Annotated in this window: 14 protein-coding genes; 3 read left to right on the top strand and 11 right to left on the bottom strand. The window is 72.7% G+C overall.

Annotation, left to right across the window (positions count from 1 at the left end):
- Positions 1 to 454: 454 nt before the first annotated feature.
- Positions 455 to 1,759, bottom strand: a complete 1,305-nt coding sequence (gene tyrS / locus ACFC1T_RS30945) for a tyrosine--tRNA ligase (protein ID WP_375894013.1) — start codon at positions 1,757 to 1,759, stop codon at positions 455 to 457.
- A 298-nt stretch (positions 1,760 to 2,057) separates the two neighbouring features.
- On the opposite strand from tyrS, the gene ACFC1T_RS30950 reads away from it, so the two are divergent.
- Complete coding sequence (locus tag ACFC1T_RS30950; RefSeq protein WP_375893871.1) at positions 2,058 to 2,588, top strand: HNH endonuclease; 531 nt, start codon at positions 2,058 to 2,060, stop codon at positions 2,586 to 2,588.
- Between the two features lie 93 nt (positions 2,589 to 2,681).
- Here ACFC1T_RS30950 and ACFC1T_RS30955 read toward each other — a convergent pair whose 3' ends face one another.
- The 7 genes from ACFC1T_RS30955 to ACFC1T_RS30985 all read right to left on the bottom strand — a co-directional run bounded on the left by ACFC1T_RS30955 (position 2,682) and on the right by ACFC1T_RS30985 (position 8,848).
- Positions 2,682 to 4,649, bottom strand: coding sequence for a PQQ-binding-like beta-propeller repeat protein (locus tag ACFC1T_RS30955; RefSeq protein ID WP_375893873.1), 1,968 nt, complete (start codon positions 4,647 to 4,649; stop codon positions 2,682 to 2,684).
- 155 nt (positions 4,650 to 4,804) lie between these two features.
- Entirely contained in the window at positions 4,805 to 5,110 is a 306-nt protein-coding gene (locus tag ACFC1T_RS30960; RefSeq protein WP_375893876.1) for a 4a-hydroxytetrahydrobiopterin dehydratase, read from the bottom strand.
- Positions 5,111 to 5,169: 59 nt separating this feature from the next.
- On the bottom strand, positions 5,170 to 5,349 hold the full coding sequence (locus ACFC1T_RS30965) for a DUF1272 domain-containing protein (protein ID WP_360241223.1): 180 nt from the start codon (positions 5,347 to 5,349) through the stop codon (positions 5,170 to 5,172).
- Between the two features lie 73 nt (positions 5,350 to 5,422).
- Positions 5,423 to 6,181 (bottom strand): sulfite exporter TauE/SafE family protein, encoded by a 759-nt coding sequence (locus tag ACFC1T_RS30970; protein ID WP_375893878.1) that lies wholly within the window; start codon positions 6,179 to 6,181, stop codon positions 5,423 to 5,425.
- A 273-nt stretch (positions 6,182 to 6,454) separates the two neighbouring features.
- A complete protein-coding gene (locus ACFC1T_RS30975) occupies positions 6,455 to 7,507 on the bottom strand; it encodes an SPFH domain-containing protein (RefSeq protein WP_350506797.1) in 1,053 nt (350 codons plus the stop codon).
- A 10-nt stretch (positions 7,508 to 7,517) separates the two neighbouring features.
- Complete coding sequence (locus ACFC1T_RS30980) at positions 7,518 to 7,940, bottom strand: NfeD family protein (RefSeq protein ID WP_375893882.1); 423 nt, start codon at positions 7,938 to 7,940, stop codon at positions 7,518 to 7,520.
- 116 nt (positions 7,941 to 8,056) lie between these two features.
- The gene (locus tag ACFC1T_RS30985) at positions 8,057 to 8,848 is read right to left on the bottom strand and encodes an ABC transporter ATP-binding protein (RefSeq protein WP_375893885.1); all 792 of its coding nucleotides are present in this window, start codon (positions 8,846 to 8,848) and stop codon (positions 8,057 to 8,059) included.
- A 150-nt stretch (positions 8,849 to 8,998) separates the two neighbouring features.
- Between ACFC1T_RS30985 and ACFC1T_RS30990 the strand changes: the two genes are divergently transcribed.
- Positions 8,999 to 9,802 carry a hypothetical protein gene (locus ACFC1T_RS30990; protein WP_375893887.1) on the top strand — a complete coding sequence of 268 codons (804 nt, stop codon included), beginning with the start codon at positions 8,999 to 9,001 and terminating at the stop codon, positions 9,800 to 9,802.
- Between the two features lie 70 nt (positions 9,803 to 9,872).
- On the opposite strand, the gene ACFC1T_RS30995 is transcribed toward ACFC1T_RS30990, so the two are convergent.
- From ACFC1T_RS30995 to ACFC1T_RS31005, 3 genes are all read right to left on the bottom strand, one after another.
- Entirely contained in the window at positions 9,873 to 10,526 is a 654-nt protein-coding gene (locus ACFC1T_RS30995) for a response regulator (protein ID WP_375893890.1), read from the bottom strand.
- Entirely contained in the window at positions 10,519 to 11,715 is a 1,197-nt protein-coding gene (locus ACFC1T_RS31000; protein ID WP_375893892.1) for a GAF domain-containing sensor histidine kinase, read from the bottom strand. The genes ACFC1T_RS30995 and ACFC1T_RS31000 overlap by 8 nt, the downstream gene beginning before the upstream one ends.
- A 168-nt stretch (positions 11,716 to 11,883) precedes the next feature.
- Entirely contained in the window at positions 11,884 to 14,490 is a 2,607-nt protein-coding gene (locus ACFC1T_RS31005) for an FHA domain-containing protein (RefSeq protein ID WP_375893894.1), read from the bottom strand.
- A 235-nt stretch (positions 14,491 to 14,725) separates the two neighbouring features.
- On the opposite strand from ACFC1T_RS31005, the gene serB reads away from it, so the two are divergent.
- Positions 14,726 to 15,976 carry a phosphoserine phosphatase SerB gene (serB, locus tag ACFC1T_RS31010; RefSeq protein ID WP_375893896.1) on the top strand — a complete coding sequence of 417 codons (1,251 nt, stop codon included), beginning with the start codon at positions 14,726 to 14,728 and terminating at the stop codon, positions 15,974 to 15,976.
- The last annotated feature ends 114 nt before the right edge of the window (positions 15,977 to 16,090 follow it).

Genomic DNA, 16,090 nt, shown 5'->3' on the forward strand with positions numbered 1-16,090 from the left:
GGCGTTGACTTTTGGCACGCTGTTGAGTTCTCAAGGAACGGACACTTCCTTCGGACCGCCTTCCAGCGGGCCCTCCGGGCGCTTCGTTCTTTCGTATTTCCAGCTTACCAGATGTTTTCCGCTCCGTTTTCCGGAGTTTCATTCATCCGATTTTCCGAACTGGTCGGGCCGCTTTTCGCGACGACCACCACTTTAGCGCATTTCAAGAGTGACTCGAAATTCACGATCACACCCGGTCGACAAATACGCCGACGAACCCAACTGAATGGGCTTCGAAGTGTGAGAGTGGGTCTTGCTGAGTGGGGTGGCCGCTCCAGCGACTCGTTCAACACTAGGCCACCTGGAGGACATCGTCAAACGTCGAGGGCGGGATCCGGCTGGATCCCGCCCTCGATCGTCGAAGCCGCAGTTCAGCGGCGTCGGTTTTCAGTCACTCGGTCCTTCGGCGGCTCGGTCACTCAACCGAGTCGGCCGGCTCAGCCGCCACCGCCGACGACGCCGGCACCAGCTCCGCCGCCGCCAGGTTCCGCTTGCCGCGCCGCAGCACGAGCCAGCGCCCGTGCAGCAGGTCGGCCTCGGTCGGCACCGCCTCCTCGTCCGTCACCTTGACGTTGTTGAGGTAGGCGCCGCCCTCCTTGACCGTCCGACGGGCGGCCGAACGGCTCGGCGCCAGGCCGACGGCGACCAGCAGGTCGACGATCGGCTGGAGCTCGGCGGTTTCGGCCTTCGGGACCTCGGCGAGGGCCGCGGCCAGGGTCGGCGCCTCCAGGTCGGCCAGGTCGCCCTGCCCGAACAGTGCCTTGGACGCGGCGACCGCGCGCTCGTACTGCTCGGCGCCGTGCACCAGCGTGGTGAGCTCTTCGGCCAGGGCGCGCTGGGCGAGGCGGGCGGCGGGGCGCTCGGCGGTCTCGCGCTCCAGCTCCTCGACCTCCTCCTTCGAGCGGAAGCTGAAGATCCGCAGGAAGTTGGAGACGTCCCGGTCGTCCGCGTTCAGCCAGAACTGGTAGAAGGCGTACGGGGTGGTCAGCTCGGGGTCGAGCCAGACCGTGCCGGACTCGGTCTTGCCGAACTTGGTGCCGTCGGCCTTGACGATCAGCGGCGTGGCCAGCGCGTGCACGGACTTGGCGTCGGCCTTGCGGATCAGGTCGGTGCCGGCCGTGAGGTTGCCCCACTGGTCGCTGCCGCCGGTCTGCAGGGTGCAGCCGTAGCGGCGGTTCAGCTCCAGGTAGTCCATGCCCTGGAGGATCTGGTAGCTGAACTCGGTGTAGCTGATGCCCGCGTCTGAGTTGAGGCGTCGGGCGACGGCCTCCTTGGCGATCATGTTGTTGACGCGGAAGTACTTGCCGACGTCGCGCAGCAGGCTGATCGCCGACATCCCGGAGGTCCAGTCCAGGTTGTTGACCATGCGCGCCGCGTACGGGCCCTCGAAGTCGAGGAAGCGCGAGATCTGGCCGCGCAGGCGCTCGACCCAGGCGGCCACCGTCTCGGGGTCGTTGAGCACGCGCTCGGCGGTGGGCTTCGGGTCGCCGATCAGGCCGGTGGCGCCACCGACCAGGCCGAGCGGGAGGTTCCCCGCCTGCTGGATGCGGCGCATGGTGAGGATCTGCACCAGGTTGCCGAGGTGCAGGCTGGGGGCCGTCGGGTCGAAGCCGCAATAGAACGTGACCGGGCCGTCCGCGAACGCCTTGCGCAGTGCGTCCTCGTCGGTGGACAGGGCGATCAGCCCACGCCACTGCAGCTCGTCGACGATGTCCGTCACGGTCACGCTTCTCCTTCGATCGGGCGTCCGCCCGTTGTCGGCCCGGTTCGGTTCGGTCGGGCCCCGGGTCGGTACGACTCCAGCCTGATAGAGCCTACGCGGTTCCGGCCAGCGAGTTTTCCCCGAGGCACCGGGTCCGTCGGACGGTGTCCCTCCCCCGGGTTCCTCCCCGATACCGGAAATTCCGTTGTTAGTCGGCTGTGGGCCCATTCAGAGTGGTTTCACCGCCGCGCGGCGGCAGTGACGTGTGTGGAGACGGTCGTGCCGCCGTGGCACGCCCGTGGGAAGGGTGTGCCGAGTGCGCAACACGCTGGTTCTGAACGCGAGCTACGAGCCCCTGACGACGGTGTCGCTCCAGCGCGCCGTCGTCCTGGTGCTCCAGGACAAGGCGGTGGTGGAGCAGGCGCATCCGTTGCGCTCGATCCGGGGTACCGGCGTAGCCGTTCCGGTGCCCCGGGTGATCAGACTGCAGAGGTACGTGAGGGTGCCGTTCCGACAACAGGCCCCGTGGTCGCGGCGGGGTGTCCTGGCCAGGGACCAACACCTGTGCGCGTACTGCGGGCACCGGGCCACCACGGTGGACCACCTGCACCCCAAGTCACGCGGCGGCGAGGACAGTTGGCTGAACACCGTGGCCGCGTGCGCCGAGGACAACCAGCGCAAGGCCGACCGGACACCCGAGCAGGCCGGGATGAAACTGCTCCGGCGCCCGTTCGTCCCGACGCCCCAGGCCACTCTGATGCTGGCGCTCGGTCTGCGCGGGTCGGAGGCCCGGGAGCTCGCCGACTGGCTGCCGGCCGTACCGGGGCAGCCCGTCACGGCGGCCTAGCCACGGCCCGGGAAGAGCCCTGGGAAAGCCCTGGGAAAGCCTAGGGATGTCCCGGCGACGGCCCGGCCACCCACGCGGCCGGGCCCCGCGGGCTCAGCCCTTCGCCTGGAAGCCCGCGGCCGTGCCGTAGTTGGCCGCGTGCTCGGGCACCACGACCACCTGCCCGCCACCGATCAGCACCCGCCCGGAGAGCAGCAGCGAGCCGGTGCCGGACGGGAAGTTGCCGCCGACCGCCTCCTGGCCGCCCGCCAGCGGGAAGCGGCCGAGGCGGGCGGGCTGGTCGCGGCGCTCGTCGGCGGCCAGCACCAGCGAGCCGCCGTCGATGCCGACGGCCCGGGCGGTGCCCTTGGCGGCGGTCGGCGCCTTCCAGCGCTGCTTGCCGGTGTCCAGGTCGTAGCCGACCGCGGACACCGGCCCGCCCGGGTTCGCCGGGGTCATCGCGGCCACCATCGTGCGGCCCTCGAAGAAGACCTCGGGGGTGGCCGAAAACGTTCCGTGGGTGAGGACCAGCCGGCCGCCGTCGGTGACCACCGGGATCTCGGCGGCCGGATCGCCCGCCGACCCCCAGGCGAACACCCGGTCGTCCTCGGGCTTCGCTCCGGTGGTGAGCACCACGGCGGGTTCGGCGGAGAGCACGGTGACGGTCTTCGGCTGGTTGTTCAGGCCCCGCCACCAACCGACCTTGCCGTCCGCCGCGTTCAGCGAGACGGCCTGGTCGGCGGGTGTGGAGTCGGCGCAGGTCGAGGCGACCAGCACGGTCTTCCCGGTGACGCCGCCGGAGAGGGTGCAGAACTTGCCCTGGCCGGTGTACTGCCAGACGTCCTTCCCGTCGGCCGACGCCCAGGCCACCGCCCGGTCGTCGCCGACCGCGATCACCATGTCCTCGGTGACGCCGATCCGCGCCGAGTAGGCGCCCTTGGCGTCCGAGACGGTCTTGGTCCAGGCGGTCTTGCCGGTCTTGGTGTCCACGGCGGCGACCAGCGTGCAGGGGCTCTTCGGGTCGGCCTGCGGCCGGAACAGGGCGACGCCCAGCCCGGCCTGGTTCACGCCTGCCGACAGTCCGCACGGGACGGCCCCGGCCGCCGGGGGCTCGACCGACCAGGTCGGCTTACCCGCCGTCCGGTCGTAGGCGTGCACGCCGGAGCCGTCGGCGCGGACCACCGCGTCGGCCAGCAGCCAGCTGCCGACCAGCGTGTCGTCACCCGCGGGCTGCGCGGCGGCGACGGGCTGCGCGGACCAGGCCTTGGTGTGCGCCACCGCGAACCCGGGCTCGCCTCCGCTGCTCGCCGCCGCACTCCCGCCGCCCTCGGCACCGACCGTCAGCGCGGCGGTTATCAGCACGCCGAGCGCCGCCACCCCGGCACCGGTCCGCACCAGCAGGGCCCGTCGACTGGGCACGTGCTCCCCGGTCAGGACGGCCGACCGGACCTTGTCCACCAGCGAGGAAGCACCGGCGGAAGCGGGGGACGAAGACGACGCGGAAGCGCTGCCACCGCGCCGGGCCGCCCGCGAGCGCCCGGCCGATGCGGCGGGCTCAGCGGGCTCAGCCGGCTCGGCAGGCACGGCACCGTGGTCACCGGCCTCCCCCACGGAGGTCGCCGGCTCCGCCGGGGACTCCTCCAGCCGCACGTACCCGTCGGCCGAGTACTCCGCCCCCGCCGGGACGTACAGTCCGTCCGCCACCGGGCGCTCCTGCGGCTCGACGGCGTACGGCTGCTGCCCGTGGTGCGGGAACTCCGGGTACTCCGAGTACTCCGGGTACCCGGAGTGCGGCTGCTGGTACGGCTGGTGCGGCTGCTCGTGGGCGTACCCGCCCTCGACGTAGCCGGTCTGCCCGTAGCCGCCCTGCTGGTCGTAGGCCGGCTGCCAGTGACCGCCCGGCTGCTCGTGGTGCGGCGCCTGCGACCACTGCCCGTGCGATTCCGACGGCGACTGCGACGACTGCTGCTGCCACTGCGCCTGCTGTTGCTGGTCGTGGTACCCCGGCCAGCCCTGCTGCGGGCCCTGGGGGTACCACGGCTGCTGCTGGGCGTGGGGGTCTCCGAAGGGCTCCTGCGCCACCGTTCCGTCCCTCCCTGCCCCCACTGCCTGCCGATTGCGGCAGTCAGCATCTCACGCCCGCCCCGGCCGACCGCCCGGCCCCTGGGCGCGGGGCCACAGCGGGCCACAGCGGGCCGGAACGGGCATGCGCGGGCCGGACCAGGGCAGAGCGATCCTCAGGCCGCGGACTCCGCGCGCAGGGCCTCGTCGATCCGGGCGGCGAGGGTGAAGTCCAGACCGGTGAGACCGCCGGCGCTGTGCGTGGACAGCACGAAGCGCAGGGTGCGCCAGCGGATGTCGACGTCGGGGTGGTGGTCGAGCGCCTCGGCCTGTTCGGCGACGGCGACGACCACCCGGATCGCGGCCGGGAAGTCGGGGGCGTCGGCGCTGCGGACGATGCTGTCGCCGTCCCGGCGCCACAGCGGCACCGCCGCCAGGGCCGCCACGGTCTCGTCCTCGCTCAGTCGGGCCCTGCTGCTCATCGGTGCGCTCCGGGGGTCGTCGGTCGGACCGGCGGGGTGCCGGTCGGGCGGGGTGCCGGTCAGGCGGCCTTCCGACGCGGACGGACCACCAGTTCGCCCCCGCAGTTGGGGCAGTTGGCGGCCATGGCCTCGGTGCAGTCGGCGCAGAAGGTGCACTCGAAGGAACATATCGAGGCGGGGCCGTCGGCGGTCAGCGACACCTCACAGCGCTCGCAGATCTCGCGCATCTCCAGGGCCATGGCACACTCTCCGGTTCACGGACGACGGTTCGGTCGGTCGTACGATCCCACAGCCGTCCGAAGCCCGGTCAACTCAGCTCAGCAGCAGCTTGGTGACGGCCGCGAGCCCGACCACCACGATGACCCCGCGCAGCGCGGCCGGCGGGAGGCGGCGGCCGACCTTGGCGCCGATCAGGCCGCCGACCAGCGAGCCCGCCGCGATCAGCCCGGCGGCCGTCCAGTTCACCGTCGAGGTGAACAGGAAGAACAGGGCGGCGACCCCGTTGACGATCAGCGCCAGCGCGTTCTTCACCGCGTTGATCCGCTGCAGCTCCTCCTGGAGCAGCATGCCCATCAGCGCCATCAGCAGGACGCCCTGGGCGGCGCCGAAGTAGCCGCCGTAGATGCCGGTGAGGAACACCCCGGCCAGCAGCACCGGGCCGCCGTCCGGATCGCCGTCGGCGCGCCGCCGGGCCGCGACGGCCTTGGCCACCCGGGGCTGGACCACCACCAGGACGAGGGCGAGCAGGATCAGCACCGGGACGATCGCGTCGAAGGCGCCGCTGGGCAGTCTGGTCAGCAGCAGCGCGCCGAGCAGCCCGCCGAGCAGCGAGGCGGTGCCCATCCGGCGCAGCCGGCGGCCCTGGCCGGCCAGTTCGCGGCGGTAGCCGAACACGCCGCTGAGCGAACCGGGCACCAGGCCGAAGGAGTTGGAGATGTTGGCGGTCACCGGCGGGATGCCGACCGCGAGCAGGACCGGGAAGGTGATCAGGGTGCCGGAGCCGACGATCACGTTGATCATCCCGGCACCGACGCCGGCCACCAGGACGGCGATCGCCTCCCAGAGCGTCATGGGTCACCCCTCCTCGTGGTCCTGTCCGAGGGGATCATGCCGGACGGCGCACCGGCCCGACCAGGCCCGACCACCATTCGGGACGTACGCCACACCGCCGGGGCAGCACGCGGGACGCGGCACGGGCGCCACGCGGGACGCCGCCCGGGCGCCGACCGGAGAAACAGCGGGGCCCGCCACCAGCAGGCAGCGGGCCCTGACCGGAGGACCGGTCCGACCACTCCGGGTCGGTCACTCCGATCCGATCACTCCAGGTCGGTCACTCCGGTTCGATCACTCCGGGTCGATCTTGCGGTACTCCCGCGCCGGGTCCACCCGGGGGCGGGCGGCGCCCTTCTCGACGTCCACCGGCCGCGGCCCGGCCGCCGGGTCCAGCGGCACCTGGGTCGCCGCCGGGGGCGCCTGGGGGACGCTCGGCGCGGCCACCGCGCCGCCGTTCATCCCGCCGCCGTTGCCGGTCAGGCCGCCGAAGGCCCCGCCGAGGCCCTTGAGCGCGTCGCCGACCTCGCTGGGGATGATCCAGAGCTTGTTGGAGTCGCCCTTGGCCAGTTCGGGCAGGGTCTGCAGGTACTGGTAGGCGAGCAGCTTCTGGTCGGCGTCGCCGTCGTGGATGGCCTCGAAGACCGTCCGGATCGCGGCCGCCTCACCGTCGGCGCGCAGCACCGCGGCCTGCGCCTCACCCTCGGCCCGGAGCACGTCCGCCTGCTTCTCACCCTCGGCCTTGAGGATCTGCGCCTGGCGCTGGCCCTCGGCGGTGAGGATCGCGGCGCGCTTGTCACGGTCGGCGCGCATCTGCTTCTCCATCGAGTCCTGGATGGAGGTCGGCGGCTCGATCGCCTTGAGCTCGACGCGGTTGACCCGGATGCCCCACTTGCCGGTGGCCTCGTCCAGCACCCCGCGCAGACCGGCGTTGATGACCTCGCGCGAGGTCAGGGTGGACTCCAGGTCCATCGAGCCGATGATGTTGCGCAGCGTGGTGACGGTCAGCTGCTCGATGGCCTGGATGTAGCTGGCGACCTCGTAGGTGGCGGCCCGGGGGTCGGTGACCTGGTAGTAGATGACGGTGTCGATGTTGACGACCAGGTTGTCCTGGGTGATCACCGGCTGGGGCGGGAACGGGACGACCTGCTCGCGCAGGTCGATCCGGTTGCGGACCCGGTCGATGAACGGCACGACGATGTTCAGCCCCGCGTTGAGCGTCCGGGTGTAGCGGCCGAAGCGCTCCACGATCGCGGCGCTGGCCTGCGGGATGACCTGGATCGTCTTGATCAGCGCGATGAAGGCCACCACGACCAGGACGACCAAAACGATAAGGACGGGTTCCACGGACTCTCCCCTAGACGACCAGGGCGGTCGCGCCCTGGATTTCGACGACGTCGACCTGCTGCCCGGGCTGGTAGACCTGGTCCGGGTGGAGCGCGCGGGCCGACCAGATCTCACCGTTGAGCTTGATCCGACCGCCCTCCCCGTCGACGGTTTCCGCGACGACCGCGGTGGCGCCGTGCAGCGCCTCGATGCCCATCTTGACCTGCGGGCCCTTCTGGAGCTGCCGGTAGGCGATCGGCCGGACGAAGGCCACCAGTGCGACCGAGACCACCAGGAAGGTCACGGCCTGGAGGACCACCCCCGCGCCCAGTCCGGCCGCGCCGGAGGCCACGAGCGCGCCGATCGCGAACATGGCGAACTCCGGCATCGCGGTGAGCACCAGCGGTATGCCGAGCGCTGCGGCGGCCAGGAGCCACCAGGTCCAACTGTCCACACGACCATCCTAGGGAGCGAAGGGCCTTCGAGGCGGACAGTTCCCGCAGGTCGAGGGGCGGAAACCGGTCGCACGTGCGACCGGTTCCGACAGGCCCGAAGCGGACGGACCCGGGGTCAGCCCAGCGGCAGTCCCTGCGCCGACCAGCGGTCGCCGTGGCGCTCCAGGGTGAGCGGCAGGCCGAAGCACTTGGAGAGGTTGCGGGCGGTCAGCTCGGTGTCGATCGGGCCGGCCGTGAGCACCCTGCCCTGGCGGATCATCAGCACGTGGGTGAAGCCGGGGGCGATCTCCTCGACGTGGTGGGTGACCATCGCCATGGCCGGCGCGAACTCGTCCTGGGCCAGCGCGCCGAGCCGGCGGACCAGGTCCTCCCGGCCGCCGAGGTCCAGGCCGGCCGCCGGCTCGTCGAGCAGCAGCAGCTCGGGGTCGGTCATCAGGGCGCGGGCGATCAGGGTGCGCTTGCGCTCGCCCTCGGAGAGGGTGCCGAACTTGCGGCCGGTCAGGCCGGCCATGCCCATCCGGTCGAGCAGGGCGAGGGCGCGGCCCTCGTCGGACTGCTCGTAGGACTCCTGCCAGCTGACCGTCATGCCGTACGCCGCGGTGAGCACGGTCTGCAGCACGGTCTGCTCGGCCGGCAGCTTGTCGAACATCGAGGCGCCGGCCAGGCCGATCCGGGAGCGCAGCTCGAAGACGTCGATCTCGCCCAGCTTCTCGCCCAGCACCGAGACCTTGCCCGAGGTCGGGAAGAGGTACGAGGAGGCGATCTGCAGCAGGGTGGTCTTGCCGGCGCCGTTCGGGCCCAGGATGACCCAGCGCTCACCCTCGGAGATGGACCACGAGACCTGGTCGACCAGCGCGCGCCCCTCCCGGACCACGGATACGTCCACCAGCTCCAGCACGTCGCTCATGCCCACGCCTTCCCCAAATACCAAAAATGTCGGCCGTCGGTGCGGGCGGCGGACCGACCCCGGCAGCCGGTGGGCACGGGATGGGTGCGCCGCACGCGCATGGGCAAACCTACGCCACGCGGATGACCGCCGATTCCGTAGGCTGGCCGGATGCTCGTGACTCCTGCCGACAATCCGTACGAAGAGCCCCGTTCGGGGCGGCTGACCGCCTGGGGCAACGCTCTGCTGAGCGGCCTGGTGGCGCCGGACGACGCCGCCGAGGCCGTGCTCGGCGCCGACGAGGGCCACCGGGTGACCGGGCTGCCCGGGGACGCCCCGGGCGAGCAGCACGCGCTGACCTGGGCGTTGGGGCGGCTGCGGGTGCTGGGTGTGAAGGGCCTGCGGCTGGCGCTGCCCTCGGCCGGGCACCCGCTGGGCCTGACCGGCCCGGCGGCGTTCAACGAGCGCGCCATGGCGGCCGGCGAGGCCGTGCTCGCGGTCGGCGCACCGCTGGGACTGGTGCCGGAGATCACGGTGTTCGGTCCGGCGGGCGACCGCTCGGCCACCGTGCTGTGGCGCTGCGCCGAGGTCGGCGACGCCCCGCCAGCGGACGTGCCCTCGCTGCACGAGGCCGAGCGCGAGCTGGCGGAGGGGCTGCGCGAGGCGACCGTCCTGCTGGCCGGGCTGGACGTGGCGGGCGCGGGCCCGGAGGCGCTGCGCGCCCTGGAGGCGTACCGCCGGCGCGGCCACGCCGAGCTGCTGGCCCCCGGCTACCCGCCGCGCGCCGTCCGGGTGCTGGAGTCGGCCCGCCAGGTGTCCGCCCTGCTGGCGATCGCCGCGGGCGGCCACGGCGCGGCCGTGAGCGCCTCCGAGATGGCCGCCCGGCAGTCGGTGCTGGCCCCGCTGCGGCGCACCGCCCGGCGGGCCCAGGTCGCCGCCTACAACGCCCTGGTGGACGAGCGCGAGGACCACTGACGGTCGCGGGAACGGCGGGGAGGGAACCGCCGGGAGGGAAACCCCGGGAGGGAACTGCGGGCGAGGGGCCTCAGGCCCGGGCCTCGCCGGTGCGGACGGCCCACAGCGCGGCCTGGGTGCGGTCGGCGAGGTCCAGCTTCATCAGGATGTTGGAGACGTGGGTCTTCACCGTCTTCTCCGACAGGTGCAGGCTGCGGGCGATCTCCCGGTTGGAGCGGCCGTCGGCGATGTGGCCGAGCACCTCGCGCTCGCGCTCGGTGAGGGTGCCGCCGCGGCCCTGCGGGGCGCGCGGGCCGTCGTCGGCGAGCAGCGCCTCGGCCAGTTCGGGCTGGAGCAGCACGTGCCCGGCGTGCACCGAGCGGATCGCCCCGGCCAGCGCCTCCGGGTCCACGTCCTTGTAGACGTACCCGGCGGCGCCGGCCCGCAGCGCGGGGACCATGGTGCGGTGCTCGGTGAAGCTGGTGACGATCAGGATCCGGGCCCGGCTGCCGCCGTCCTTGAGGGTGCGCAGCGCCTCGATGCCGTCGACGCCGGGCATCTTGAGGTCCATCAGGACGACGTCCGGGTCCAGTTCGCGGGCGCGCTCGACGCCCTCGGCCCCGTCGGCGGCCTCCCCGACCACCTCGATGTCGTCCTGGACCTCCAGGAAGGTGCGCAGCCCGCGGCGGACCACCTGGTGGTCGTCGACCAGCAGGACGCGGATCGACGGCGTGCTCTCAGGCACCGGGGACCTCCATCTCGACGAGCGTCCCCTTGCCGGGGGCGGACTCCAGGGTGAGCGTGCCGCCGACGGCGGCCGCGCGGTCGCGCATCGAGGCCAGGCCGAGGTGGCGGCCGGCCCGGCGGACGGACTCGGGGTCGAAGCCCCGGCCGTCGTCGCGCACCCGCAGCACGGCGCCGCGGGCGGGGGTGCCGGCCAGGGTGACGGTGACCCGGCCGGCGCCGGAGTGGCGCAGCGCGTTGTGCAGCGCCTCCTGGGCGACCCGCAGCAGCGCGGCCTCCTGGGCGGGCGGCAGGGCGCGGACGCCGTCGGCGGCGAAGGCGAGGTCGGCGGTGTGGGCGCGGTCGAGGACCTGCACCTGGGAGGCGAGGGTGGCGCTCAGCCCGTCCTCCTCCAGGGCGGCGGGGCGCAGTTCGACCACCACGGCGCGCAGTTCGTCGGCGGCCTCGGCGGCGAGCCGGGCGACCTCCTCCAGCTCGGCGCGGGCCCGGGCCGGGTCGCGGTCGACGAGCTTGGCGGCGGCCTTGGCGGTCAGCCGCAGCGAGAACAGCTTCTGCGAGACGGCGTCGTGCAGGTCGTGGGCGATCCGGGCGCGCTCGCCGGCCAGGGTGAGTTCGCGGCTGCGTTCGTACAGCCGGGCGTTGGTGAGGGCGAGGGCGGCGTGGGCGGCGAGGATCCGCAGCAGTTCCTCGTCGTGGTCGGTGAACAGGCCGCCGCCGCGCTTGTTGGCGAGGAAGATGACGCCGGTCACCCGGGGTTCGTCCTCGCCGGCCTCGGTGTCGAGGATCGGCATGCCGAGGAAGGCGTCCATCTCGGGGTGGGCGGCGGGCCAGCCCTCGAAGGCCGGGGCCTTGCGGACGTCGGTGAGGCGGGTGGGGCCGGTCTCGTGCAGCAGTTCGGCGAGCACGCCGTGCTGGCGGGGCAGCGGGCCGATGGCCCGCCACTGCTCGTCGGTGATGCCGTCGACCACGAACTGGGCGAAGCCGCCGTGGTCGTCGGGCACACCGAGGGCCGCGTACTCGGCGCCGAGCAGGTCGCGGGCGGAGGCGGTGATGCGGCGCAGCACCTCGCGGACCTCCAGGTGCCGGCTCATCGCGAGCAGGGCCTGGCTGACGGCCTCGATGCCGGCCAGCGGGTCGCAGGCGGAGCGCGGGTCGAGGGGGGTCCGGTGGTCACCGGTCGGGCTGGGCATACCGCCAAACTACCGCCGGCGCGGGGGCGTCCGCGTCCGTCCCCGGCCGCTCCGGGCGCGGGTCCGGGGACCTAGGCCGATGGGCCCACCCGGCGGGCGGGAGGGGCCGGGAACGCCGAAGGGCGCTCCCCCGGAACCGGGTGGAGCGCCCTTCGGCGGCTGCGGACGTCAGCCCTTCTGCATGACCTCGGGCTCGTGCCGGCGCTGCAGCCGGGTCACGATCACGCCGATCACGACCGAGATGACGATCAGCACGCCCGCGTCGATCGACCACTGGGCGACGCTGTGGGACCACAGCGGGTCGTAGTTGGGGTTCTGGAAGTCCTTGTTCCAGGGGCCCATGAGGTGCGACAGGTCGAGCGTGGTGGACACCATGCCGGTGCCCCAGCGGGCCGGCATCAGCCAGGCGACCTGCTCCAGGCCGGGCTTGCCGAAGATCTGGAAGAGGCAGCCGGTGAACACGACCTGGACGATGGCGAACATGACCAGCAGCGGCATGGTCTTCTCGGCGGTCTTCACCAGCGCGGAGATCATCAGGCCGAACATCATCGCGGCGAAGCTGAGCAGGATCATGCCGATGGTCATCTCGATCATCGGGATGTTCTTGACGATCAGGCCGTGCTCGGGGAGCTTGCGCGGCAGGAAGCCGACGGCGGAGATGATCGCGCCCTGGATGACCGAGAAGACGCCCAGCACGATGATCTTGGACATCATGTACGCCGACCGGGACAGGCCGGTGGCCCGTTCCCGTTCGTAGATCGCCCGTTCCTTGATCAGCTCGCGGACCGAGTTGGCCGCCCCGGAGAAGCAGGCGCCGATCGCCAGGATCAGCAGGATCGTCGCGGCCCCGTTGTTGAGGTGCAACTGGGTCTTCGGGTTGGGGGCGAGCCCCGGTTCGTTGGGGATCAGCACGCTGACCGCGCCGATCACCGCGGGCAGCAGCACCGACAGCGCCAGGAAGCCGCGGTCCGAGGCGAGCACCGACATGTAGCGGCGCATCAGCGTCCACAGCTGCGAGCCCCAGCTCTGCGGCTTGGGCGGGCGGACGGCCTCCTGGGCGACCTGGACGTGCTGCACCTCGCCCGCCTCGACGGTCGGGGCGGAGTACTGCTGGTAGTGCACCGAACCGCGGTAGCGGCCGGCCCAGTCGTGGTCGGGGTAGTTCTCGAAGGCCTGGAAGACGTCCGCCCAGGTCTCGTACCCGAAGAAGTGCAGCGCCTCGTCCGGCGGGCCGAAGTAGGCCACCGCGCCGCCCGGCGCCATCACCAGCAGCCGGTCGCAGAGCGCGAGTTCGGCCACCGAGTGGGTGACGACCAGGATGGTGCGGCCGTCGTCGGCCAGGCCGCGCAGCATCTGCATGACCTCGCGGTCCATACCCGGGTCGAGGCCCGAGGTGGGCTCGTCCAGGAAGATCAGCGAGGGCTTGGTGAGCAGTTCGAGGGCGACCGAGACGCGCTTCTGCTGGCCACCGGAGAGTGCGGTGATCTTGTTGTCGGCACGCTTGTCCAGGCGCAGCTCGTACAGCACCTCGTCGATCCGGGCGTTGCGCTCGCTCGCCTCGGTGTCGCCGGGGAAGCGCAGCTGGGCCGCGTACTTGAGGCCCTTCCGGACGGTCAGCTCGCGGTGCAGGATCTCCGACTGCGGCACCAGGCCGATCCGGGAGCGGAGTTCGGCGAACTGCTTGTAGAGGTTGCGGCCGTCGTACAGCACCTCGCCGCGGTCGGCCGGGCGGTAGCCGGTGAGGGCGCGCAGCAGGGTCGACTTGCCGGAGCCGGACGGGCCGATGACGGCCACCAGGGACTTCTCCGGGACGCCGAAGCTGACGTCGTCGAGCAGGACCTTCTTGCCGCCCTTGTGGTCGACCTCGACGGTCAGGTGGCGGGCGGAGAAGGAGACCGCGCCGGTGTCGACGAACTCCTGCAGCTGGTCGCCGACCAGCTGGAAGCCGGAGTGGCCGACGGTCAGCCGGTCCTGCGGGCCCATCAGCTGGCGCTGCACCCGCTGGCCGTTGAGGAAGATGCCGTTGTGGCTGCCGAGGTCGACGATCTCGTAGCGGCCGTCCGGCAGTTGGCGCAGCTCGGCGTGGTGCCGGGAGACCTGGAGGTCGGACACCACGACGTCGTTGTCCAGCGCGCGGCCGATCCGGACGGTGCGCATCCCGGCCGTCAGGTTGCGGATCACCGTCGGCTGCGGGCCGCCGCCGCCGTGCTCCGGCGGGGCCGGGAAGCCCTGCTGCCCGGGGAAGCCGCCGTGCTGCGCCGCCCGCTGGTCCTGCGGCGGGTACGGCTGGGCGGCCTGCTGCTGCGGCACGTACTGCTGCGCGGGCTGCTGCTGCGGCCAGGCCTGCTGCGCCTGCGGCTGCTGCTGGTACGGGTCCTGACCCGCCCAGGCCTGCTGCGGGGCGGGCTGCTGGGGCGTCGGGGCGGGGCTGCGGCTGGTGACGGCCTCGTGCACCGGGGTGGGCTGCGGGGCGGCGGCGTGGGCGGGTGCGGAGAAGGCGAGTCGGGGGCCGTTCTCCGGGTTGCCCAGGTTCACCACGGCACCGGGGAACAGCTGGGCCTGCATGGTGCGGGCGCCGGCCACGTAGGTGCCGTTGGTGCTGCCGTGGTCGTCCAGCTGCCAACCGCTGCCGTTGAAGCCGATGGTCCCGTGCTGCCAGGAGACCCTGGCGTCGTCGAACGTGAAGTCCGACTGCGGGTTGCGCCCGATGGTGTAGGACCGCCCGGGCTCAAGAGTCCGCTGCTGTCCGTTGATATCAATGACGAGTTGCGGCACTGCTTGCCTGCCCCGCTCTCTCGGTTCCCCCGATTTGGCCCCCGGCCGGGGGTGCACTGTTCCTCTGACTGACGGGGGGAATCATTCCAGCCCGCCGTCCGCGGGTGAAAGTCACCCCGGGTGACTGTGACCAGGCTGCTACCCGGGGCTGCCGGTCGGGCCGCGGGCACGGGTGTCCCGCGAGGTGGGACAGGTGCCCCCGGCGGGGCGGCCGACCGGTAGCGTGGGAGCCACCATGAACGCATCGCCCCTGGCCGCTGAGCCCCTCCCCGCCGCCCAGCCCCGGACCGCGGACGAGCGCACCCTGCTCGTCAAGGTGTTCGGCAAGGACCGCCCCGGCATCACCGCCGGCCTCTTCGCCACCCTGGCCGGCTTCGGCGTCGACGTCATCGACATCGAGCAGGTCGTCACCCGTGGTCGCATCACGCTGTGCGCCCTGGTCACCCCGCCCCGCTCGCCCGACGCGGAGGGCGGCCTGCGGGCCACCGTGCACCGCTGGGCGGAGGAGCAGAAGCTCCAGGCCGAGATCCTCTCCGGCATCGGCGACAACCGCCCGCGCCGTGAGGGCCGTTCGCACGTGACGGTGCTCGGCCACCCGCTGACCGCGGCCGCCGTCTCCGCGCTGACCTCCCGGATCACCGTGGCGGGCGGCAACATCGACCGCGTCTTCCGCCTCGCCAAGTACCCGGTGACGGCGGTCGAACTGGCCGTCTCCGGTGTGGCCACCGAGGAGCTGCGGGCCGAACTGGCCCAGGAGGCGGCCGCCCAGCGGGTGGACGTCGCGGTGGTGGCCGCCGGGCTGGAGCGCCGGGCCAAGCGCCTGGTGGTGATGGACGTGGACTCCACGCTCATCCAGGACGAGGTGATCGAGCTGTTCGCCGCCCACGCGGGCTGCGAGGAGGAGGTCGCCGAGGTGACGGCGGCGGCGATGCGCGGCGAGCTGGACTTCGCCGAGTCGCTGCGGGCCCGGGTCGCCCTGCTGGCCGGACTGGACGCCTCGGTGACCGAGAAGGTGCGCGCGGAGGTCCGGTTCACGCCGGGGGCGCGCACCCTGATCCGTACGCTCCAGCGGCTGGGCTTCCAGGTCGCGGTGGTGTCCGGCGGGTTCACCCAGGTCACCGACCACCTGGTGGAGCAGTTGGGGCTGGACTTCGCGGCGGCCAACACCCTGGAGGTGGTGGACGGCAGGTTCACCGGCCGGGTGGTCGGCGAGATCGTGGACCGCGCGGGCAAGGCCCGCTGGCTGGCCCGGTTCGCCGAGCAGGCGAAGGTGCCGCTGTCGCAGACGGTGGCGATCGGCGACGGCGCCAACGACCTGGACATGCTGAACGCGGCCGGGCTCGGGGTGGCCTTCAACGCCAAGCCCGTGGTGCGCGAGGCCGCCGACACCGCGGTGAACGTGCCCTTCCTGGACACCGTGCTGTACCTGCTCGGGATCACCCGCGAGGAGGTCGAGGCGGCCGACGGCGGGCTCTCGGTCGACTGAGGCGTGCCGACGGCCGAGGGGGGGGGGGGGGGGGGCGCGCGCCCCCGCGGGGTGCGCCGGCCGGGCCGGGCGGCGGGGGGGTAGAGGCGCGGGTTGTATGGCTACACCCGGGGC

It is taken from the genome of Kitasatospora sp. NPDC056076, from assembly GCF_042266305.1.
In the GTDB taxonomy this organism is placed as follows: Bacteria; Actinomycetota; Actinomycetes; order Streptomycetales; family Streptomycetaceae; genus Kitasatospora.